This window comes from Achromobacter sp. 77 (assembly GCF_020541125.1).
Classification (GTDB): Bacteria; Pseudomonadota; Gammaproteobacteria; order Burkholderiales; family Burkholderiaceae_B; genus Achromobacter; species Achromobacter mucicolens.
In genome coordinates this window covers 894,861-914,101 of the sequence record NZ_CP059848.1, presented here as the reverse complement: position 1 = coordinate 914,101, position 19,241 = coordinate 894,861, and the positions used below count along the sequence as shown (strand labels likewise).

The 19,241-nt window shown below is 67.4% G+C and carries 18 protein-coding genes; 10 read left to right on the top strand and 8 right to left on the bottom strand.

Going from position 1 to position 19,241, the window contains the following annotated elements; genetic code table 11:
* Window positions 1-12: 12 nt before the first annotated feature.
* A complete protein-coding gene (locus H4P35_RS04125) occupies window positions 13-993 on the top strand; it encodes a LysR family transcriptional regulator (protein ID WP_226848225.1) in 981 nt (326 codons plus the stop codon).
* Between the two features lie 78 nt (window positions 994-1,071).
* On the opposite strand, the gene H4P35_RS04120 is transcribed toward H4P35_RS04125, so the two are convergent.
* Entirely contained in the window at window positions 1,072-2,064 is a 993-nt protein-coding gene (locus H4P35_RS04120; RefSeq protein WP_056321009.1) for a tripartite tricarboxylate transporter substrate binding protein BugE, read from the bottom strand.
* 161 nt (window positions 2,065-2,225) lie between these two features.
* Here H4P35_RS04120 and H4P35_RS04115 point away from each other — a divergent pair, with 161 nt between their 5' ends.
* Window positions 2,226-3,203 carry an AEC family transporter gene (locus H4P35_RS04115; RefSeq protein WP_370638954.1) on the top strand — a complete coding sequence of 326 codons (978 nt, stop codon included), beginning with the start codon at window positions 2,226-2,228 and terminating at the stop codon, window positions 3,201-3,203.
* A gap of 67 nt (window positions 3,204-3,270) precedes the next feature.
* Here the strand turns inward: H4P35_RS04115 and fumC are convergent, their stop codons facing one another.
* On the bottom strand, window positions 3,271-4,668 hold the full coding sequence (gene fumC, locus H4P35_RS04110) for a class II fumarate hydratase (RefSeq protein ID WP_128830010.1): 1,398 nt from the start codon (window positions 4,666-4,668) through the stop codon (window positions 3,271-3,273).
* Between the two features lie 161 nt (window positions 4,669-4,829).
* Here fumC and tsaE point away from each other — a divergent pair, with 161 nt between their 5' ends.
* Entirely contained in the window at window positions 4,830-5,369 is a 540-nt protein-coding gene (gene tsaE, locus H4P35_RS04105; protein ID WP_226848222.1) for a tRNA (adenosine(37)-N6)-threonylcarbamoyltransferase complex ATPase subunit type 1 TsaE, read from the top strand.
* Window positions 5,297-6,679 (top strand): N-acetylmuramoyl-L-alanine amidase, encoded by a 1,383-nt coding sequence (locus H4P35_RS04100; RefSeq protein ID WP_056320999.1) that lies wholly within the window; start codon window positions 5,297-5,299, stop codon window positions 6,677-6,679. The genes tsaE and H4P35_RS04100 overlap by 73 nt, the downstream gene beginning before the upstream one ends.
* 97 nt (window positions 6,680-6,776) lie before the next feature.
* On the opposite strand, the gene H4P35_RS04095 is transcribed toward H4P35_RS04100, so the two are convergent.
* Window positions 6,777-7,415: a VTT domain-containing protein gene (locus H4P35_RS04095; RefSeq protein WP_128830008.1), complete on the bottom strand. Its 639-nt coding sequence runs from the start codon at window positions 7,413-7,415 to the stop codon at window positions 6,777-6,779.
* 99 nt (window positions 7,416-7,514) lie between these two features.
* On the opposite strand from H4P35_RS04095, the gene mutL reads away from it, so the two are divergent.
* Window positions 7,515-9,551, top strand: a complete 2,037-nt coding sequence (gene mutL / locus H4P35_RS04090) for a DNA mismatch repair endonuclease MutL (RefSeq protein ID WP_226848220.1) — start codon at window positions 7,515-7,517, stop codon at window positions 9,549-9,551.
* 1 nt (window position 9,552) lies between these two features.
* Window positions 9,553-10,512: a tRNA (adenosine(37)-N6)-dimethylallyltransferase MiaA gene (miaA, locus tag H4P35_RS04085; RefSeq protein WP_226848218.1), complete on the top strand. Its 960-nt coding sequence runs from the start codon at window positions 9,553-9,555 to the stop codon at window positions 10,510-10,512.
* Between the two features lie 177 nt (window positions 10,513-10,689).
* Here miaA and purM read toward each other — a convergent pair whose 3' ends face one another.
* The gene (purM, locus tag H4P35_RS04080; RefSeq protein WP_062840295.1) at window positions 10,690-11,739 is read right to left on the bottom strand and encodes a phosphoribosylformylglycinamidine cyclo-ligase; all 1,050 of its coding nucleotides are present in this window, start codon (window positions 11,737-11,739) and stop codon (window positions 10,690-10,692) included.
* A 281-nt stretch (window positions 11,740-12,020) separates the two neighbouring features.
* On the opposite strand from purM, the gene hda reads away from it, so the two are divergent.
* Genes hda through H4P35_RS04060 form a run of 4 tightly spaced genes read left to right on the top strand, consistent with a single transcriptional unit; the run spans window position 12,021 to window position 15,273 of the window.
* Window positions 12,021-12,722, top strand: coding sequence for a DnaA regulatory inactivator Hda (hda, locus tag H4P35_RS04075; RefSeq protein ID WP_056320988.1), 702 nt, complete (start codon window positions 12,021-12,023; stop codon window positions 12,720-12,722).
* Complete coding sequence (locus H4P35_RS04070; protein WP_056320985.1) at window positions 12,719-13,417, top strand: HAD family phosphatase; 699 nt, start codon at window positions 12,719-12,721, stop codon at window positions 13,415-13,417. Before hda ends, H4P35_RS04070 begins: the two co-directional genes overlap by 4 nt.
* Entirely contained in the window at window positions 13,418-14,779 is a 1,362-nt protein-coding gene (gene pcnB / locus H4P35_RS04065) for a polynucleotide adenylyltransferase PcnB (RefSeq protein WP_226848216.1), read from the top strand.
* A 5-nt stretch (window positions 14,780-14,784) separates the two neighbouring features.
* Window positions 14,785-15,273 (top strand): 2-amino-4-hydroxy-6-hydroxymethyldihydropteridine diphosphokinase, encoded by a 489-nt coding sequence (locus H4P35_RS04060; protein ID WP_226848214.1) that lies wholly within the window; start codon window positions 14,785-14,787, stop codon window positions 15,271-15,273.
* A 33-nt stretch (window positions 15,274-15,306) separates the two neighbouring features.
* On the opposite strand, the gene H4P35_RS04055 is transcribed toward H4P35_RS04060, so the two are convergent.
* From H4P35_RS04055 to H4P35_RS04040, 4 genes are all read right to left on the bottom strand, one after another.
* Window positions 15,307-16,203 carry a sugar kinase gene (locus H4P35_RS04055; protein ID WP_175156662.1) on the bottom strand — a complete coding sequence of 299 codons (897 nt, stop codon included), beginning with the start codon at window positions 16,201-16,203 and terminating at the stop codon, window positions 15,307-15,309.
* 66 nt (window positions 16,204-16,269) lie between these two features.
* A complete protein-coding gene (locus H4P35_RS04050; protein WP_180098869.1) occupies window positions 16,270-17,103 on the bottom strand; it encodes a CoA ester lyase in 834 nt (277 codons plus the stop codon).
* The gene (locus H4P35_RS04045) at window positions 17,100-18,293 is read right to left on the bottom strand and encodes a CaiB/BaiF CoA-transferase family protein (protein ID WP_226848212.1); all 1,194 of its coding nucleotides are present in this window, start codon (window positions 18,291-18,293) and stop codon (window positions 17,100-17,102) included. Before H4P35_RS04045 ends, H4P35_RS04050 begins: the two co-directional genes overlap by 4 nt.
* A complete protein-coding gene (locus tag H4P35_RS04040; RefSeq protein ID WP_226848210.1) occupies window positions 18,290-19,120 on the bottom strand; it encodes a MaoC family dehydratase N-terminal domain-containing protein in 831 nt (276 codons plus the stop codon). Before H4P35_RS04040 ends, H4P35_RS04045 begins: the two co-directional genes overlap by 4 nt.
* Window positions 19,121-19,241 lie beyond the last annotated feature (121 nt).

The window sequence follows — 19,241 nt, the reverse complement described above, 5'->3', positions numbered from 1 at the left end:
CCCGTTTGCGCCATGCGCCTGCGCCACATCGAGATATTCGAAGCGATCCGCCGCACCGGATCCCTGACCGAAGCCGCCGCCGCGCTGCACATTTCCCAGCCCGCCGCCAGCAAGCTGCTGGCGCATGCCGAAAGCCAGCTTGGCTTCAAGCTGTTTGACCGGGTGAAGGGCCGGCTGGTCGCCACGCGCGAGGCAGAGATCCTGACGCCCGAGATCGCGCGGCTGAGCCAGGACCTGAGCAGTGTTCGCCGGCTGGCGTCCAACCTGCGCGACCGGCCCAACGGCCATCTGCGCCTGGGCTGCGCGCCCGCGCTGGGACTTGGCCTGCTGCCCGGCGTCGTGCGCGACAGCCGCGACGCGCAGCCCGGCATCACGTTCGATATCCACACGCATCACAGCGCCGAGCTGGTTCAGGGGCTGCTGACGCGCGAACTGGATCTGGCCATCACGTTCGACACCAACGATTACCCCGGCCTCACGCGCATGGGGCTGGGCCACACCGAGCTCGTGCACCTGAGCCGCCGCGCCGCGCAGGGTCCGCTGCGATTGTCGGAGCTGTCGGAAGCGAGAGGCGTAGAAGCGTCGGGCGCCGGTGCGTCGGGCGCCGCTGCGTCGGGCGCCGGTGCGTCGGGCTCCCCCACGGCAGCCGATACGCTGATCGTGCTGGACGCCAGCGACGCATCCGGCGCATTGCTGCAATTGGCGCTGGACGCCCAGGGCCTGGCGCCGCAGGTCGCCATCCAGGTGCAGACGCATTACGTGGCGTGCGCGCTGGTGGACGCGGGATGCGGCGACGCCATCGTCGACGCCATCACCGCGCAAGCCATGCTGCGTCCCGGCATGACCCTGCGCCGCCTGGAACCCGCGCTGCGGGTGCCGATCAGCATCATGACGCGCAACCAGGATCCGCTTTCCGCCCTGCACCGGGACCTGATCGAGCGCCTGCGCGCCGCCTGCGCCGCACTGCTGGAAGGATTGGACGCGCGGGTCTGATAGCCACAAAGCACAACGGGCGCCCGAAGGCGCCCGCTGCAATGTCGATCGGGGCAGACCCGCCTGCCCCGCGAAACATCAGTCCAGCTTGATGTTCTGCTTCTTGACGACGTCCTGGGCCCAGTCGAACTGTTCCTGGATTTCCTTGGCGAACTCTTCCGGCGTGTTGCCCGACGGCGCCGAGCCTTGCTCGTCCAGCGCCTTGATGACCTTCGGGTCCTTCAGGGCCACGACGGCGGCATCACGCAGCTTGTTCACGACTTCCATCGGCGTGCCCTTGGGCGCCAAGAGGCCATACCAGACGGGCTGGTTCAGCACCGGGTAGCCGGCTTCCTTGAAGGTCGGAACGCCCTTGACCGCGGCGATCTGCTCGGGCCACGCGATGGCCATGGCGTTCAGCTTGCCGGCCTGGATCTGCGGCATCGACGACGGCAGGTTGTCGAACAGGATTTCGATCTGGCCGCCAACGGCATCGGCGAGCGCCGGGCCCGAACCCTTGTAGGGCACGTGCACGATGTCGGTGCCGGTGGCCATCTTGAAGGATTCTCCCATCAGGTGCAGCACGCCGCACGTGCCCGAGCTGCCGTACGAGTACTTGCCCGGATTCTTCTTCAGTTCTTCGATGAAGCCCTTGAAGTCCTTGGCGGGGAACTTGGGGTTCACGGCCACGACGTTGGCGGTGTTGGCGAAGTTGGTGACCGGCTGGAAGTCCTTGATGGGATCGTACGGCAGGTCCTTCGGACGGCAAGCGGGGTTCACGGCCATCGTGGAGACGGTGGCGATGGACAGCGTGTAGCCGTCGGCCGGCGCGCGCGCGGCTTCGGCCGCACCGATGGCGCCGCCCGCGCCGCCCTTGTTCTCAACGACCATGGGCTGGCCGAGTTCCTGGCTCATGCGCTGCGTCACGAGACGCGCAATGATGTCGGTGGAACCGCCAGGCGCGAACGGAACGATCACGCGGATGGCCTTGCTGGGGTACTTGTCTGCGGCGTGTGCGACCGAAGCGCCCAACGTGCCGGCTGCGCCGGTAGCAAGGGCGATGGCCACGGCCAGAGAGCGGACCTTATTCATAGATGTGTTTCCTCCAAGAGTGCGAGCCCGTTTGTAGACGGCCCGTTGTGTGTTGTGTCCGCCTGTAGACGGACCAGCAGATAACGGTGCGGGCGCATTGCTTGTGCGCAGCGTGTCGGCGCTGCATTTATGAGTTGCTTGTGGCACAAGCGCCCGCCAGAATGTCGGAGAATAGCAGCAAACGCTTACACCCGCATAGCGCGCCGGTCACCGTTCGGCGCTCGGCAAAAACCTCTTCTCCCATGTCTGTTGCCCTCCTGGTTTTCCCCGATTTCATGCTGGTCGCGCTGGGTTGGGCGCTACGTCACAAGCTGGGTTTCTCGCGCGAATTCTTCGCCGGAACGGAACGCCTCGTTTACTTCGTGCTGTTCCCCGCCTTGCTGTTCCAGGCGATCGTGCGCACCCCGATCACGGCGGGCAACGCGGCGCTGCTGCTGCAGGCTTCTGCCGCGGTCGTGGCCGCGGGCGTGGCGATGGCGTGGCTGGCGGGCCTGGTCCTGCGGCCCTCGTCGCTGGGGCTGGCCTCGTCGGCGCAATGCGGCTACCGGTTCAACACCTACATCGGCCTGGCCTTGTCGGCCAGTCTGGCGGGCACCCAGGGCCAGACCGTCATGGCGCTGATCGTCGGCTTTGCGGTGCCCATGGCCAACGTCGCGGCCGTGTACGGCCTGGCGCGGCACAACGGCGGCAACCTGCTGCGCGAGCTGGCGCGCAATCCGCTCGTGGTCTCCACGCTGCTGGGCCTGGCCTGCAATCTCGCGGGACTGCAACTGCCCGGCCCCGTCGACACCGTGCTTGCGCGGCTGGGCGCGGCGGCGATCGCACTGGGCATCCTCTGCGTGGGGGCCAGTCTGGCATGGGAAGGCGGCAAGGGCTACGGATCGCTGATTGCCTGGATGCTGGGGGTCAAGCTCGTCGCGTTGCCCGCCGTCGCGCTGCTGGTGGCGCACCTGCTCGGCCTGCCGCCGCTGGAAGCACGCATGCTGCTGCTCTTCGCGGCGCTGCCCACCGCCTCGGCGGCCTACGTGCTGGCGATGCGCATGGGCGGCGATGGCCGCATGGTAGCCGTGCTGATCTCGCTGGGCACCTTGTTCTCGGCCGTCACGATCCCGATGTGGCTGCTGCTGGCCGGCGGCTGACCTTCCCCCCCAAAAAAATGGCCGCCCCGGCAAGGGCGGCCATCTCATGCGGGTGGCGCAAGCCCGTTCAAGAAGCCTTGTGCGCGTTCGTCATCGAGCCCGGCACGACCCATTCGGCAAACTGCGCTTCGGTCACATAGCCCAGCGCCAGCGCCGATTCCTTCAGCGACAGGCCTTCCTTGTGCGCCTTCTTGGCGATCTGCGCGGCCTTGTCGTAGCCAATGTGCGGATTCAGCGCGGTCACCAGCATCAGCGACCGGTCCACGAGTTCGGCAATGCGCTCGTGGTTGGGCTCGATGCCCGCGGCGCAATGCTTGTCGAAGCTGGCCATGCCGTCCGTCAAAAGGCGCACCGACTGCAGGAAATTGTGGATCACCAGCGGCTTGTAGACGTTCAGCTCGAAGTTGCCGCTGGCGCCGCCGATGTTGATCGCCACGTCGTTGCCCAGGACCTGCGCGGCCAGCATCGTGATGGCTTCGCACTGCGTCGGGTTGACCTTGCCCGGCATGATCGAGCTGCCCGGTTCGTTCTCCGGGATGCTGATCTCGCCCAGGCCCGACCGCGGGCCGCTCGACAGCCAGCGCACGTCGTTGGCGATCTTCATGAGGCCGGCCGCCAGCGACTTCAGTGCGCCGTGGGCGAACAGCAGCGCTTCGTGCGAGGCCAGCGCCTGGAATTTGTTGGGCGCCGAGACGAACGCCGTGCCCGTGGCATGGGCCAGATCGGCCGACACTTTGGCGCTGAATTGCGGATGCGCGTTCAGGCCCGTGCCCACCGCCGTGCCGCCGATGGCCAGCTGGTGCAGGCCCGGCAGCGTGGCGCGGATCTGCTGTTCGGCCAGATCAAGCTGGGCCACGTAGCCCGAAAGTTCCTGGCCCAGCGTCAACGGCGTGGCGTCCTGCAGGTGGGTACGGCCGATCTTGACGATGTCGTAGAACGCGGCGCTCTTTTCCGCCAGCGTGGCGCGCAGCGCCTTCAGCGACGGCAGCAGGCGATGCTCGACCTCGACGGCCGCCGCCACGTGCATGGCAGTCGGGAACGTGTCGTTGGACGACTGCCCGCGGTTGACGTGATCGTTCGGATGCACCTTGCGCGCTTCACCGCGCTCGCCGCCCAGGAGTTCCGAGGCGCGATTGGCCAGCACCTCGTTCATGTTCATGTTGCTCTGCGTGCCCGACCCGGTCTGCCAGACGGACAGCGGGAATTCGTTGGGCCACTTGCCAGCGATGACTTCGTCGGCGGCGCGCATGATCGCGTCCGCGATCTGCGCGTCCAGCTCACCAAGGTCGGCATTGACCTTGGCCGCCGAACGCTTTAGCCGCGCCATCGCATTGACCAGCGGCTCCGGCATCTTTTCGGTGGAGATCGCGAAGAAATGCAGCGAGCGCTGCGTCTGGGCTCCCCACAGATGGTCTTGCGGCACCTCGATGGGGCCAAAGGTGTCTTTTTCGATGCGGGTCTTCATGGCGCGTACAACTCCGTGGCGGCGTCAGTCGCGGGCGGCGGGAGGCCGTCGGTCACGACATATTGAGAATAAAAATCAGTTATAGGTTAGCAGAAACCCGCATTCCTATAATTGCTCCAAACTGTGCTCCGATCCTCGTTTTTTACCACTCGCCCAGCGCCATGTCCGCCCCCCTTGCCACCCTGACTTTGCACCTGCCCGACGAAGCCGCCACCGAGGCGCTGGCACGCCAGTTGGCGCCGATGGTCACGGGCGCCAAAACCGGCCTGCCAGGCGCGTGTATTCATCTCCAAGGTGACCTCGGCGCAGGAAAAACGGCCTTCTCCAGGGCATTGTTGCGCGAAAGCGGCATCACAGGCCGAATCAAGAGTCCAAGCTACGCCCTGCTTGAATCCTATAAACTTTCTAACTTATACTTCTATCACCTTGATTTTTATAGATTTAGTGATTCGCGCGAATGGTTGGACGCAGGATTTCGGGATTTACTGCGTGACGATGCGGTCGTTTTGATCGAATGGCCGGAGCGGGCAGAAGGCCTTTTGCCCCCACCGGACCTGCTGATCTGCCTTGCCTATGCAGGCGACGGACGTGACGCCACCCTGACCGCGTACACCGCCCGAGGACAAACATGGTTGAACGCGATTGTCCCCCCGCCCCTGACGGCGCCCTCCCCTCAGCAGGCGCCACCCGCCGACGCCTGATCAGCGTCGCCGCCACGCTGCTCGTCCTGCCGGTCGTGCCGCGGCTGGCGCAGGCCGCCACGATCCTGGCCGTACGGACTTGGCCTGCCGACGAATACACCCGCGTCACGCTGGAACTGGACAGCGAACTCAAGGCTGAACAGTTCACGCTGGAAAATCCCCACCGCCTGGTGGTCGACATCGAGGGACTGACCCTCAGCGCGGCCTTGAACGACCTGGTCTCCAAGGTGCGGCCCGACGATCCCTACATCCAGAGCCTGCGCGTGGCGCAGAACCGCCCGAACGTCGTGCGGCTGGTGTTCGATCTGAAGCAGCCCGTGGCGCCGCAGGTGTTCACGCTCAAGCCCGTTGCCGACTACCAGTACCGCCTGGTGCTGGACCTGTACCCCAAGATTGCCCAGGATCCGCTGATCGCGATCCTGAACAAGTCCAGCGGTCCTGATGTGGACGATCCGCTGGCGCGCATCCTGGAAGACATCCAGCGCAACCCGGTGACCCGCGCGGATCCGCCCGAGCCGCCTCGCGTGCGCGGCCAGCAGCCGGCGCCCGCCCTGCCGACCCCGCCCAAGCCCCCTGCCACCGCCAGCCGCGGCAAGCCGCGCATGCTGACCATCGCGCTGGACCCCGGCCACGGCGGCGAAGACCCGGGCGCCATCGGCAAATCCGGCCTGCGCGAGAAAGACGTGGTTTTGCGCATTGCGCGGCGCCTGAAGTCGCTGATCGACAGCCAGCCGTACATGCGTGCTTATCTGACGCGGGACGACGATTACTTCGTGCCGCTGCACGTGCGCGTGCAGAAGGCGCGCCGTGTGCATGCGGACCTGTTCATCTCCATCCATGCGGACGCCTGGGTCAAGCCCTCCGCCAACGGCTCGTCGGTCTTCGCGCTGTCCCAGCGCGGCGCCACCAGCGCGCAGGCCCGGTGGATGGCCGACAAGGAAAACGCGGCCGACCTGATCGGCGGCGTCAACCTGGGCAGCCACGACCGCCAGGTCGCGAAGGTGCTGCTGGACCTGTCCACCACGGCCCAGATCAACGACTCGCTCAAGGTGGGCAACGCCTTCCTGGACGAGATCAAGAAGATCAACCGCCTGCACAAGAACAGCGTCGAACAGGCCGGCTTTGCCGTGCTGAAGGCGCCGGACATTCCGTCAGTGCTGGTCGAGACCGCCTTCATCAGCAATCCGCAGGAAGAAGCCCTGCTGCGCAGCGCAGGGCATCAGGACAAGCTGGCGCAGGCCATGATGACCGGCATCCAGCGCTACTTCACGGCCAACCCGCCGCTCGCGCGCCTGGGCGACGTGAGCTAGGTTTTACGCGCGATCCCGGCCCTTTGGCCGGGCCCATGAAAAAAAGGCTATGCACCCTTTGGCGCATAGCCTTTTTGTTTGGGCGCCGCGCGCCGCCCTAGTGCGCCCGGCGTGCGCGCACCAGCTTGACCAGGCCGGCCCCCACGACCGGCACGACGGCCGCCGCCAGGCCCACCAGGACGATGGTGTTCAGGTGATCGCGAATGATCGGGATATTGCCGAAGAAGTAACCCGCCGCGACCAGGCTGATCACCCACAGCAGCGCGCCCATGATGTTGAACATCTGGAAGCGCGCCATCGACATCTCGGCCACGCCCGCCACGAAGGGCGCAAAGGTGCGCACCACCGGGATGAAGCGCGACATGACGATCGTCTTGCCGCCGTGCTTTTCATAGAAGGCATGCGTGCGCATCAGCGCGCCGCGGTCCAGGAAGCGCAGGTTCATCGAGAACACCCGCGGCCCGATGTAGCGGCCGATCGCGTAGTTCAGCGAGTTGCCGGTCACGGCCGCCACGATGAGCAGCACCGACATCAGGATGGGGTCGATATGGCCCGTGGCGCCAAAGGCGCCGGCGATGAACAAGAGTGAGTCGCCCGGCAGGAAAGGCAGCACGACCAGTCCCGTCTCGGCAAAGACGATGAGAAACAGCACCAGGTACACCCACACGCCGTATTGCTCGACCCAGAGACCCAGCGTCTGGTCGATGTGGAGCACCATATTGAAAAACTCGAGCATTGAAGCGGCCCTGATATCCGATGTGAATTTGTCAGCGACTATAGCCCACCGGAGCATGACGCTAAAATCGTCCGCACTGCTACATAAGATCTGGGCCTCATGACCGAACGTCGTTCCATCCTTGCGCTTCCTGACCTGCTGATCAGCCAGATCGCCGCTGGCGAGGTCATCGAGCGCCCCGCGTCCGTGCTCAAGGAAATCCTTGAAAACGCGATCGACGCAGGCGGGCGCGCCATCGAGGTCCGTCTCGAAGGCGGCGGCATCCGGCGTATTGCGGTGACGGATGACGGCGGCGGCATCCCGCCCGAGGAACTGCCGCTGGCGCTGGCCCGCCACGCCACCAGCAAGATCCGCTCGCTGAACGAACTGGAATCCGTGGCATCCATGGGGTTTCGCGGCGAGGCCCTGGCCTCGATTGCGTCCGTGGCCCAGGTGTCCATCATTTCGCGCACCCGCGACGGCGACCATGCCTGGCAGATCGACGCGGGCAGCATGCAGGTCAGCCCCGCCTCCGGCCCGCCCGGCACCACCGTCGACGTGCGCCAGCTCTTCGACGCGGTGCCCGCGCGCCGCAAGTTCCTGCGCTCCGAAGCCACCGAATTCGGCCATTGCGTCGACGCCATGGAGCGCATCGCGCTGGCGCATCCGCAGATTGCCTTCCGCCTGTTCCACCACGACCGCGCGCAACGCCAGTGGCTGCCCGCCGAACCGCCGCAGCGCATCCGCGACGTGCTGGGCGCCGAATTCGCCGAGCACGGCCTGCTGCTGTCGCATTCGGTCGGCACGGTCAGCCTGGCCGGCATGATTACCCGGCCGACCGCCGCCCGCGCCCGCGCCGACCGTCAGTACCTCTACGTGAACGGCCGCTACGTGCGGGACCGCACCGTCAGCCACGCGCTGCGCGCGGCCTACGCCGACGTGCTGCACGGCGACCGCCAGCCTGCGTATGTGCTGTTCCTGGACATCGATCCGGCCGCCGTGGACGTGAACGTCCACCCGGCCAAGCACGAAGTGCGTTTCCGCGACAGCGGCGCCGTGCACCGCTTTGTCTCGCACGCGGTCAGCCAGACGCTGGCGCAGACCGGCGGCTCGTCGGCCGTGGCGCCCGCGGCACAGGCCGATGACGGCGGATTCGAAACCGTCGCGCGACCGGCGGGCGACGCCGCCTCCTCCGACGCCTCCTCCGACGCCGCCGCCCCCGCCTACCGCCCGGCGATGCCGGCCCCGGCCGGATCGCCGCGCCCGGGCTATGGGGGCATGAATGGCGGCAACGCAGGCAGCACCACAGGCAGCACAGCGGGCGGCGCGCATGCAAGTGCGCACCCCGGCTCTGGCAACGGCTCGGGCAACGGTGCCGCCTACGGGCTGCGCCCGTCGCCCGCCCCGCAGCGTCCGCATACCCAGGTGCCGTTCCGCCTGCACGCCGAACCGGCAGGCATTCCCGCCGCCGACTGGCAATCCCTCTACCGCCCCCTGACCGACGACACCGCCGCCCGGGCCGCGCCCCTGCGTGAACCGGCGCCCGCGCCCGCCGCGCTGCCCGCCGACGAAGAACACCCGCTGGGCATGGCGGTGGCGCAGTTGCACGGCGTGTACATCCTGGCGCAGAACCGCCGCGGCATGGTGCTGGTCGACATGCACGCCGCCCACGAGCGCGTGGTGTACGAACAGCTCAAGCAGGCCCTGGACGCGCGCAGCCTGCCGCGCCAGGACTTGTTGGTGCCCGTGGTGTTCCACGCCCAGGAAAAGGACGTGGCGCTGGTCGAGGAGTTCGAGGAACAGTTGAACGACTTGGGCTTTGAGATGCGTCCGTCCGGCCCCACTTCGATCGCGGTCCGATCAGTGCCTGCCATCCTGGCCCGCGGGGACATCGAAACCCTGGCCCGCGCCGTGTTGCGCGATCTGGGCGCGGTGGGCGTCTCGCGCCTGTTGACCGAACAGCGCAACGAACTGCTCTCGACCATGGCCTGCCACGGCTCCGTGCGCGCCAACCGCAAGCTCACCCTCGAAGAGATGAACGGCCTGCTGCGCCAGATGGAATCCACGGAACGGGCCGACCAGTGCAACCACGGCCGTCCCACCTGGGTGCAATGGTCCATGTCCGACCTGGACAAGCTCTTCCTGCGTGGACAATAGCTTGCCGGCGTCCCGCTCCCCCATTTTGCCCCCGGTCATCTGCCTGGCGGGCCCCACCGCGGCCGGCAAGAGCGCCTCGACGCTGGCACTGGCCGAACGCTGGCCGCTCGAGATCGTCAACGTGGACTCGGCCACGATCTACCGCGGCATGGATATCGGCACCGCCAAGCCCTCTCTTGAAGAACAGGCCCGCGTTCCGCAGCACCTGCTCGACATCCTGGACCCTGCGCAGTCGTATTCGGCCGCGGAATTCCGCGCCGACGCGCTGCGCCTGATCGCCGACATTCGCGCGCGCGGCCGCATTCCGCTGCTGGCGGGCGGCACGATGATGTACTACAAGGCGCTGCGTGACGGTCTGGACGACCTGCCTCAGGCCGATCCCGCGCTGCGCGCCGAACTGGAAGCGCGCGCCGCCCGGCTGGGCTGGCCCGCGCTGCACGCCGAGCTGGCGAAGCTGGACCCCGTCACGGCCGCGCGCCTGGCGCCCAACGACAGCCAGCGCATCCAGCGCGCACTCGAAATCTGCCAGCTTTCCGGCCAACCGATGTCGGCCCTGCTGCAACGCGCCCAGCGCAAGCCGGACGAAGACGCCAACCGTTACCTGACGATCAGCCTGGAGCCCTCGGACCGCGCCGCGCTGCACGCCCGCATCGAGCAGCGCTTTGACGCCATGCTGCGCCAGGGACTGCTGGAAGAGGTGCGCGGCCTGCACGCCCGCGCCGACCTGCACCCGGGCCTGCCCTCGGTGCGCTGCGTGGGCTACCGCCAGATGTGGGCGCACCTGGACGGCCAGATCGACCTGGACACCGCCCGCGAACAGGGCATCGCAGCGACGCGGCAACTGGCCAAGCGCCAGATCACCTGGCTGCGCGCGCAGCCCGATCGCGTCATCGTCGACTGCCTGGCCGCCGACGCGGTCGCGCAGACGATCGACGCCGTGGCGCTGGCGCTGGCGGACTGACGGGCTGCGCTCCGCATTCAAAGGTGTCTGACACCCCCTGAGACGGCATCGCAGGATGAAGTTGGTCTCGTCGGGGTGTCAGACACCTTCGAGAGTGAGACGGCATCAAACGCGGCACCAAAAAAAAATGACCGCCCTCACGGCGGTCATCTTCATTGCAGCGCGATCGCCGCGGCGTCACACCACGAAGGTCTGCGCCATGCCGGCTTCCTGGGGCACGATCTCGCCCAGCTTGCTGACGGTCTCGCCCTGCTCGCGCAGCGTGGCGGCAATGGCGTCGGCCTGAGCCGGATCCACCACCAGCACCATGCCGATGCCGCAGTTGAAGACGCGGTACATCTCGGTGTCCTCGACGCCGCCCTGCGCTTGCAGCCACTGGAACAGCTTGGGCATTTCCCATGCGTCGCGGTGCAGCTTGGCGGCCAGGCCGTCCTGCAGGATGCGCGGCACGTTGTCCAGCAGGCCGCCGCCGGTGATGTGGGCCAGGCCCTTGATGTCGGTGCCGTGCTTGGCCAAGGCGGCCAGCACCTGCTTCACGTAGATGCGGGTCGGGGCCATGACCACGTCGACCATCTTCTGGCCGTGGAAATCGTCGTCGGGCTTGGCGCCGGCGCGTTCCAGGATCTTGCGCAGCAGCGAGTAGCCGTTCGAGTGCGCGCCGCTGGAAGCCAGGCCCAGCACCACGTCGCCCGCCTTGATGGACTTGCCGTCGATGATCTTGGACTTTTCCACCGCGCCCACCGCGAAACCGGCCAGGTCGTATTCGCCGTCGGGGTACATGCCCGGCATTTCGGCGGTTTCGCCGCCGATCAGCGCGCAACCCGACAATTCGCAGCCCTTGGCAATGCCGCCCACCACTGCCGCCGCCGTGTCCACCGACAACTTGCCGCAACCGAAGTAATCCAGGAAGAACAGGGGTTCTGCGCCCTGCACCAGGATGTCGTTGACGCTCATGGCGACCAGGTCGATGCCCACCGTGTCGTGGCGGTTCCAGTCGAACGCCAGGCGCAACTTGGTGCCCACGCCGTCCGTGCCGGACACCAGCACGGGCTCCTTGTAGGTCTTGGGCACTTCGAACAGGCCGCCAAAGCCGCCGATACCGGCCAGCACCCCGGGGCGCATCGTGCGCGCGGCAAGGGGTTTGATTCGGTCGACCAGGGCGTCGCCTGCGTCGATGTCGACACCGGCGTCGCGGTAGGTCAGGGGGGCTTTAGGTTGGTTCGTCATGAGAAATGCCGTGGGGTATGTAACAATTGCTGGGATTTTGGTGGAACGCCCTGCATTTTACGATGACCCGGCCGCGGACAGGCGCTAAAGGGCGCAAACCCCCGCCAGGCCAAGCGTTCGGACGCGACACCATCGCCTCAGGTGGTTTAAAGTGTAGGGTTGGCCGGTATTGATTTTGCCAGTTTCTACATGGCCCTTGTATCACCGATTTTTCTTGGCTTTTTGCGGCGGCCCGGCCTGGACCTTCCGGCGCCCCCGAAAACGCCTGATTGCTAACTCTCATGAACCGCCAGCTGCTGCTCGACGTTCTCCCCGCGCCAGCGCCATCGCTGAACAACTACATCGCCGGCCCCAACGGAGAAGCGGTGGCAGCCGTGCGTGCGCTCAAGCCCGGCCGTGCCCTGTACATCTGGGGCGCCGCCGGCTGCGGCCGCACCCATCTGCTGCGCGCCCTGACCGCGCGCCCGGATGCCGTCTACATCGACCCGGCCAACGGCGAAAACATGCTGCGCCGCCTGGCCGAAGCCGATTCCAAATCGCCCATGCCCCACTTCGTGGCCGTCGACGACGTGCACCGCATGGACGACAGCCGCCAGGCCGCGCTGTTTGCGCTGTACAACCGCTGGCGCGAATCGGCCGCCACGCAGCGGGCCTTTGCGCTTGCGCTGGCCGGCGACCGCGCGCCGCTGTCGATGCCGCTGCGCGAAGATCTGCGCACGCGCCTGGGCTGGGATTTGGTGTTCCGGCTGGATCCGCTGTCCGACGCCGACAAGCTGGCCGCGCTGTCGGCGCAAGCCGCCGAACGCGGGCTGCACCTGGCGCCCGAAATCATAAACTGGATGCTCACGCACCACGAGCGCGACATCCGCAAGCTTGCGGCGTTGCTCGACGCGCTGGATCGTTATTCCCTGGCCACCGGCCGTCCCATCACCCTCCCCCTGCTGCGCGCCATGCTCGCAGATCCTGATTCACAACGCACATGACCACCCGACGTCTTGCCCTGTTCGACCTTGATCACACCTTGCTGCCGCTCGACAGCGACTATCAATGGGCCGACTATCTGGCGCGCACGGGCCGCGCGGGCGATCCCGAGCAAGCCCGCCGCCTGAATGACGATCTGATGGAGCGCTACAACCGCGGCGAACTCACGGCCGAACAGGCCGCCGAATTCATGCTCGGCCTGCTGGCCGCGCACGCGCCTCACGATCTGGCCGTGTGGCACGAAACCTTCATGGGCGAAGTCATCCGCCCGTCCATCACCCCCGCCGCGCGCGACCTGGTGGACGGCCACCTGGAAGCCGGGGACCTCTGCGCCATCGTCACGGCCACCAACAGTTTCGTCACCGCCCCGATCGCCCGCGCGTTCGGTGTGCCCCATCTGGTTGCGACCGATGCCGAGTACCTGCGCGGCCGCTACACGGGCCGCATCCTGGGCACGCCAAGCTTCAAGGAAGGCAAGGTGGTGCGCGTGAACGACTGGCTGGGCAGCATGGGCTTGGGGCTTGCGGATTTCTCCGAATCGTTTTTCTATAGCGATTCGGTCAATGATGTGCCGCTCCTCGAAAAAGTGACCCGTCCGATTGCCGCCAACCCCAGCCCCGCCCTGCGTGCCATTGCGCAGGAACGCGGCTGGCAAGTGATCGACCTGTTCGACCACATGGAAGATTCGAAGTCCTAAATGATCACTGAAACCATAAAAAAATTCGTCGGCCGGCTATTCGCGCCGACACCCAGGGGGCCGTTGCGCATCGGGCGTGACAAACACGGCATCGACCGCCGCAACGTGTCGCGCCACGCCATCAAGGTGTGCGAGGTGCTGCGCCAGCATGGCTACGAAGCCTATATCGTCGGCGGCGCGGTGCGCGACCTGATCGTCGGGCTCGAGCCCAAGGACTTCGACGTGGCCACCAACGCCACGCCCGAACAGATCCGTCCGCTGTTCCGCCGCGCACGCATCATCGGCCGGCGCTTTCAGCTGGTGCATGTGGTGTTCGGCCAGGAAATCATCGAGACCTCCACCTTCCGCGCCCCCGCCTCGGAAGACCAGGAAACCGACGAACACGGCCGCATCCTGCGCGACAACGTGTTCGGATCCCAGGAAGAAGACGCCAAACGCCGCGACTTCACCATGAATGCGCTGTACTACGACCCGCACAACGAGGAAGTCATCGACTACCACAATGGCGTGGCCGACCTGAAGAAGCGCCAGATTCGCATCATCGGCGATCCCGTCAAGCGCTACCGCGAAGATCCGGTCCGCATGCTGCGCGCGGTGCGCTTTGCTGCCAAGCTGAACGGCACGATCGATCCGGCCACGCGCGAGCCCATCAGCACCATGGCCGACCTCATCGAGAACGTGCCGGCCTCGCGCCTGTTCGACGAGATGCTCAAGCTGCTGACCTGCGGCCACGCGATGGACTGTCTGCGCCAGCTGCGCGCCGATGGCCTGCACAACGGCCTGCTGCCGCTGCTGGACGTGGTGCTTGAACAACCCGGCGGCGAACACTTCGTGGAACTGGCGCTGGAACGCACCGATGCGCGCGTGCGCGCCGGCAAGACCATCAGCCCCAGCTTCCTGTTTGCCTCGCTGCTGTGGCAGCAGGTCGAAGTGCGCTGGAAGCAGTTGCGCGCGCAGGGCGAGCACACCATTCCGGCCCTGTCGTCGGCCGCGGACTCCGTGCTGGACGAACAGACCGAGAAGCTCGCCATCCAGCGCCGCTTCTCGTCCGACATGCGCGAGATCTGGTTCATGCAGCCGCGTTTCGAGCGGCGCATGGGCAAGACCATCTACCGCATGATCGAGCAGCCGCGTTTCCGCGCCGCCTGCGACTTCCTGCAGCTGCGCGCCGCCGCCGGCGAGTTCGACAGCGTGCTGGCGCAGTGGTGGATGGATCTGGCCAATGCCGACGACGCCACCCGTGCCGACATGATCGAAGAAGTGTCGCGCCAGCCGCGCGAAGCCAGCGACGCCGCCGCGCCCGCGCGCCGGCGCCGCCGTCCGCGCCGCAGCGGGCCGCGCAGCGCGCCCGCCGGCGAGTAACCGCGGTGCCGCAGCCGCCTGTCCGCGCCTACGTGGGCCTGGGCGCCAATCTGGGCGACAGCGCGGCCACCCTGCGCCAGGTCCTGGCGCAGCTCGAGGCCACGCCCGGCATCACCGGGGTGACGGCCTCGCCGTTCTACCGCAGCGCGCCGGTCGACGCCACCGGCCCCGACTTCATCAACGCGGTGACCGCCGTGGATACCGTCCTTGCGCCGCTGGCGCTGCTGGACGTCCTGCAGGCGCTGGAGCACGAACACGGCCGCCTGCGTCCCTACCGCAATGCCCCTCGCACGCTCGATCTGGATCTGCTGCTGCACGGCGATGCGCAGCTTGATCACGAACGGCTGATCCTGCCCCATCCCCGTCTGCATCTGCGCGCCTTCGTCCTGCTGCCGCTGCGCGACCTGGCGCCTGACCTGTCGGTGCACGGCAAACCGCTGGATGCGTGGATCGGCGCGATCCACGACCAGCCCATCGAACGGCTCGCGGGCTGATTACGCCCATCGGGGCGCGCCGCCTGCCGCGCGTCAGCCCTTGGGCGTGAAGGCCATCATGGCGCGCTCGACGTCTTCCACGTCCGGCAGCCCCGCCTCATTGCCCAGATGCTGGATCTTGTGCGCCGAGGCCGCGCGCGCGAACGTGAAGTGCTCGATCCAGGGCTGGTCCGGCCGCGTCAGGTAGGACCACACGTAGGCGCCGTGAAACACGTCGCCCGCCCCCGAGGTGTCGATGATCCGCGAGGCGGGCACATCCAGCGAAGGCAGCGTGTCGACGCGACCCGTTTCGTCGTACCAGAGCATCCCGCGCTCGCCCATCGTCACCGCGCCGATGCGGCAGCCGCGCGCCTTGAGCAGGTCCAGCAGGCCCTCGGGCGGCAGGTTCAGTTGTTCGCACATGCGCTCGGCGCACACGGCCACATCGATGTAACGCAGCAGTTCGTCGGTGTTCTCGCGCACGCCGCCTCCGTCCAGTGACGTCAGCACGCCGGCCTGGCGGCACGCCCGTGCGTAATGCAGCGCGGCATCGGGCTGATGGCCGTCCAGATGCAGCGCGCGATAGCCGGCGATGTCCAGGCGGGGAAAGTCGTTCAGGTAGTCGGCATCGCGGGCGCGCAGGATGGCGCGCTTGCCGTTATTGGGCATGATGAACGACAGCGACGACCGCCGCACGTGCCGCGCGTGCAACGTGACGCCATGCGCGGCGGCCATGTCCGTGTACATGTGCCCCAGCCAGTCGGGCGCCAGGGAACAGATCAGATCGGGCGGCAATCCCAGCCGCGCGCAGGCAAAGGCCGCCGTGACCGCATTGCCGCCGAAAGACACCGCGTAATCGCGCGCCACGCTTTTCTGGTCGCCCGTGGGCCATTCGTCGGCCAGCACGGTTACGTCGATGTAGGTATGTCCGATAAAAAGCGCCTCGCCCATGGGCCCGCCCTGTCAGTTGCGCGCGGGGCGCCTCGGTATGGTCTGGACGAGGCGCCGGCGCGAGAATCAGCCGCGCGCGGACTCGCCCGCCTGCGCCAGCACCAGACGCGCCCGTGCGATGACGGGCGCGTCGACCATCTTGCCATCCAGCATGAACGTGCCCGCGGCCGTGTCGCGGTGCGCGGCGACAACGCGCCGCGCCCAGTCCAGTTCCTGCTGCGCCGGCACGAACGCGGCGTGAATGACCGGAACCTGCGTGGGATGGATGCACAGCATCCCGCCGAACCCCATCTGCTGCGCGCGACCCGCGGCGGCCGCCAGGCCCGCCTGATCCTGCACGCCCGGAAAAACGCCGTCCAGCGCAGGCGCCAGACCCGCCGCGCGCGTGTGCAACAGCACCTGCACCCGCGCGTGGTCCAGCACCGTTTCGGCGCCCGGCGTGTCGGGCGTCAGGCCCATATCCAGGCCGTAGTCCAGGCTGCCGAACGCCAGCCGCGCGACGCCAGGGGTCGCGGCGATCTCGGCGGCATTGAGAATGCCCTGCGCGGTTTCAAGAATGGGGATCACCGGACAGCCGGCCTGCGCCGCGTGCCGCACCTGCATCATGCTTTCGGCCTTGGGCAGCAGGATGCCCGCCACGCCGGCCTTGCCGCGGCAGGCCTTCAGATCGTCGTCGTGCCAGGAGGTGGAGGCGTCGTTGATGCGAACCCAGAGCCGGGCCTCGCGATGCATGCCCAGGAAATCGCACAGGGCTTCGCGGGCCGACGCCTTGGCCAGGTGCTCCACGGCGTCTTCCAGGTCCACGATGACGGCGTCCGCACCGGCGGCCAGCGCTTTGGGGATGCGCTCGGGCCGCGAGGCCGGCACAAACAGGGCGCTACGAACGACGGGATGTGTCACACGACCTCCGAGGCATGGAACTGCGCCACCTGATCCGGCGCGTATCCCAGTGATGCTAGCACCGCATCGGTGTTTTGGCCCACCGCAGGCACCGCGCCCATGCGCGGCGCGAACGCGTTGCTGCTGGCGGGCGGCAGCAACGCCGGCAGCACGCCGGCCGGGCTGTCGACCTCGCTCCAGCGCTGGCGCGCCTGCAATTGCGGATGCGCCCACACGCCCGCCATGTCGTTGACGCGGGCATTGGCGATCTGCGCGTCTTCCAGGCGCTGCGTCACCTGCTCGATGGACAGGTCCGCAAACGCCGCCACGATGAGCGCGCGCAGGGCGTCGCGGTTGGCGGTGCGCAGCGAGTTGGAAATGAAGCGCGGGTCTTCGGCCAGATCGGCCTGGCGCAACACCTGAGCGCAGAAGACGCGCCATTCGCGTTCGTTTTGCAGGCCCAGCATGATGGTCGACCCGCAGCCCACCGGGAACGGCCCGTACGGATAGATGGACGCGTGGGCCGCGCCCGCGCGAACGGGCGGCGCCGCGCCGTCGAAGGCGTAATACATGGGAAAGCCCATCCACTCGACCATGCTTTCGAGCATGGAGACGTCCAGGCGGCTGCCCACGCCGGTGCGCTGGCGCAGCAGCAGCGCGTTCAGGATGGCCGAATACGCGTACATGCCAGCAGCGATGTCCGCGATGGAACACCCCGCCTTGACCGGATCGTCCTTCGTGCCGGTAACCGACAGGAAGCCGCTTTCGCTCTGGATCAGCAGGTCGTAAGCCTTCTTGTCCTGGTAGGGACCGCCCTCGCCGTACCCCGAGATGTCGCAGACGATCAGGCGCGGATGCTTCGCGTGCAGCGCCTCGAAGGACAGTCCCAGACGCGCGGCGGCGCCGGGCGCCAGGTTCTGCACCAGCACGTCGGCCGATTCCAGCAGGCGGTCCATGATCCCGGCCGCTTCGTCGCGCTTCAGGTCCAGCGTCAGGCTCTCCTTGGAGCGGTTGGTCCAGACGAAGTGCGAGGACAGCCCGCGCACGCGCTCGTCGTAGCCGCGGGCGAAGTCGCCCGTGCCCGGACGTTCGATCTTGATGACGCGCGCGCCCATGTCCGCCAACTGGCGGGTGCAGAAAGGCGCCGCGATGGCGTGTTCCAGGCTGACGACGGTGATGCCGTCCAGCGGGCGGGAGGCCTGCATGTTCATTCGGTGAACCTCAATTCGGCTTGGTGGGCGAGCGTGCCGTCCTGCTCGGCCCAGAGCTGGGCGACGCCCGGCTCGGACAGGCGGCCGGCAACCTGGAAAGGCGCGGGGGAAATCAGCGGGCGCAAGCCGCGGTAGGCCAGGTGCGTGAGACGGGCCTTGGGATGGGCGCGAACAAACGCGGCGACCATCTCGGTAGCGATGAGCGGACCGTGCACGACGAGGCCGGGATAGCCTTCGACGCCGGTGACGTAGGGGTGGTCGTAATGGATGCGGTGGCCATTGAACGTGACCGCCGAATAGCGGAACAGCAGGACGGACGTGGGGTTGACCGTGTCGCGCCATTCGGCCTGCGGCGGGGGTTCGCTGCCCGTCAGCTTGGGCGGCGAGGGCTGGCGGTACACGATGTCCTGCTCTTCCAGGATGGCCACCTCGCCAGACTGCCGGTATTCGTGGCGCACGGTCACGAACAGCAATGCGCCGGTGCGGCCCGCCTTCTCCTTGACCTCGGCCACGGTGGAGACGCGCTCGGCCGGCACGCCGACCTTGAGCGGCTGGCGGAATTTCACCCGGCCGCCGGCCCACATGCGGTTGCGGTCCTGCGCGGGCGGCAGGAACCCGCCGCGCGAGGGATGCCCATCCGTCCCCAATCCATCCATGCCGACCGTGGCAATGAAGAACGCCCATTGCCACAACGGCGGCAGGTCGTCTCCCTGGGCCGGCACCGGTCCGCCCAACGTGGCGGCGATACGCGCGGCGTGGCCGGGATCCATGGCGTCCGCCTTGCGCTCGCCGCTGCCGATCCATGCGGCCGGATCTGTAGATGTCATGCCGAGTTCCTCTGGTGGTGTTTTTACAGACTGAAGCATGCCCGCAAGCCGTCTGGGCTGTGAATTCGTTTTTCCTCAAGGCGGGGTTTGCTGCGCCTGAATCGGCCATCCGCGCCCCGGC

Excerpts from the sequence above, each read along its gene's own strand:
- H4P35_RS04125 (WP_226848225.1), top strand. The coding sequence starts at position 13 with ATGCGCCTGCGCCACATCGAGATATTCGAAGCGATCCGCCGCACCGGA.
- H4P35_RS04120 (WP_056321009.1), bottom strand. The coding sequence starts at position 2,064 with ATGAATAAGGTCCGCTCTCTGGCCGTGGCCATCGCCCTTGCTACCGGC.
- H4P35_RS04115 (WP_370638954.1), top strand. The coding sequence starts at position 2,226 with ATGTCGGAGAATAGCAGCAAACGCTTACACCCGCATAGCGCGCCGGTC.
- fumC (WP_128830010.1), bottom strand. The coding sequence starts at position 4,668 with ATGAAGACCCGCATCGAAAAAGACACCTTTGGCCCCATCGAGGTGCCG.
- tsaE (WP_226848222.1), top strand. The coding sequence starts at position 4,830 with ATGTCCGCCCCCCTTGCCACCCTGACTTTGCACCTGCCCGACGAAGCC.
- H4P35_RS04100 (WP_056320999.1), top strand. The coding sequence starts at position 5,297 with ATGGTTGAACGCGATTGTCCCCCCGCCCCTGACGGCGCCCTCCCCTCA.
- H4P35_RS04095 (WP_128830008.1), bottom strand. The coding sequence starts at position 7,415 with ATGCTCGAGTTTTTCAATATGGTGCTCCACATCGACCAGACGCTGGGT.
- mutL (WP_226848220.1), top strand. The coding sequence starts at position 7,515 with ATGACCGAACGTCGTTCCATCCTTGCGCTTCCTGACCTGCTGATCAGC.
- purM (WP_062840295.1), bottom strand. The coding sequence starts at position 11,739 with ATGACGAACCAACCTAAAGCCCCCCTGACCTACCGCGACGCCGGTGTC.
- hda (WP_056320988.1), top strand. The coding sequence starts at position 12,021 with ATGAACCGCCAGCTGCTGCTCGACGTTCTCCCCGCGCCAGCGCCATCG.
- H4P35_RS04070 (WP_056320985.1), top strand. The coding sequence starts at position 12,719 with ATGACCACCCGACGTCTTGCCCTGTTCGACCTTGATCACACCTTGCTG.
- pcnB (WP_226848216.1), top strand. The coding sequence starts at position 13,418 with ATGATCACTGAAACCATAAAAAAATTCGTCGGCCGGCTATTCGCGCCG.
- H4P35_RS04055 (WP_175156662.1), bottom strand. The coding sequence starts at position 16,203 with ATGGGCGAGGCGCTTTTTATCGGACATACCTACATCGACGTAACCGTG.
- H4P35_RS04045 (WP_226848212.1), bottom strand. The coding sequence starts at position 18,293 with ATGAACATGCAGGCCTCCCGCCCGCTGGACGGCATCACCGTCGTCAGC.
- H4P35_RS04040 (WP_226848210.1), bottom strand. The coding sequence starts at position 19,120 with ATGACATCTACAGATCCGGCCGCATGGATCGGCAGCGGCGAGCGCAAG.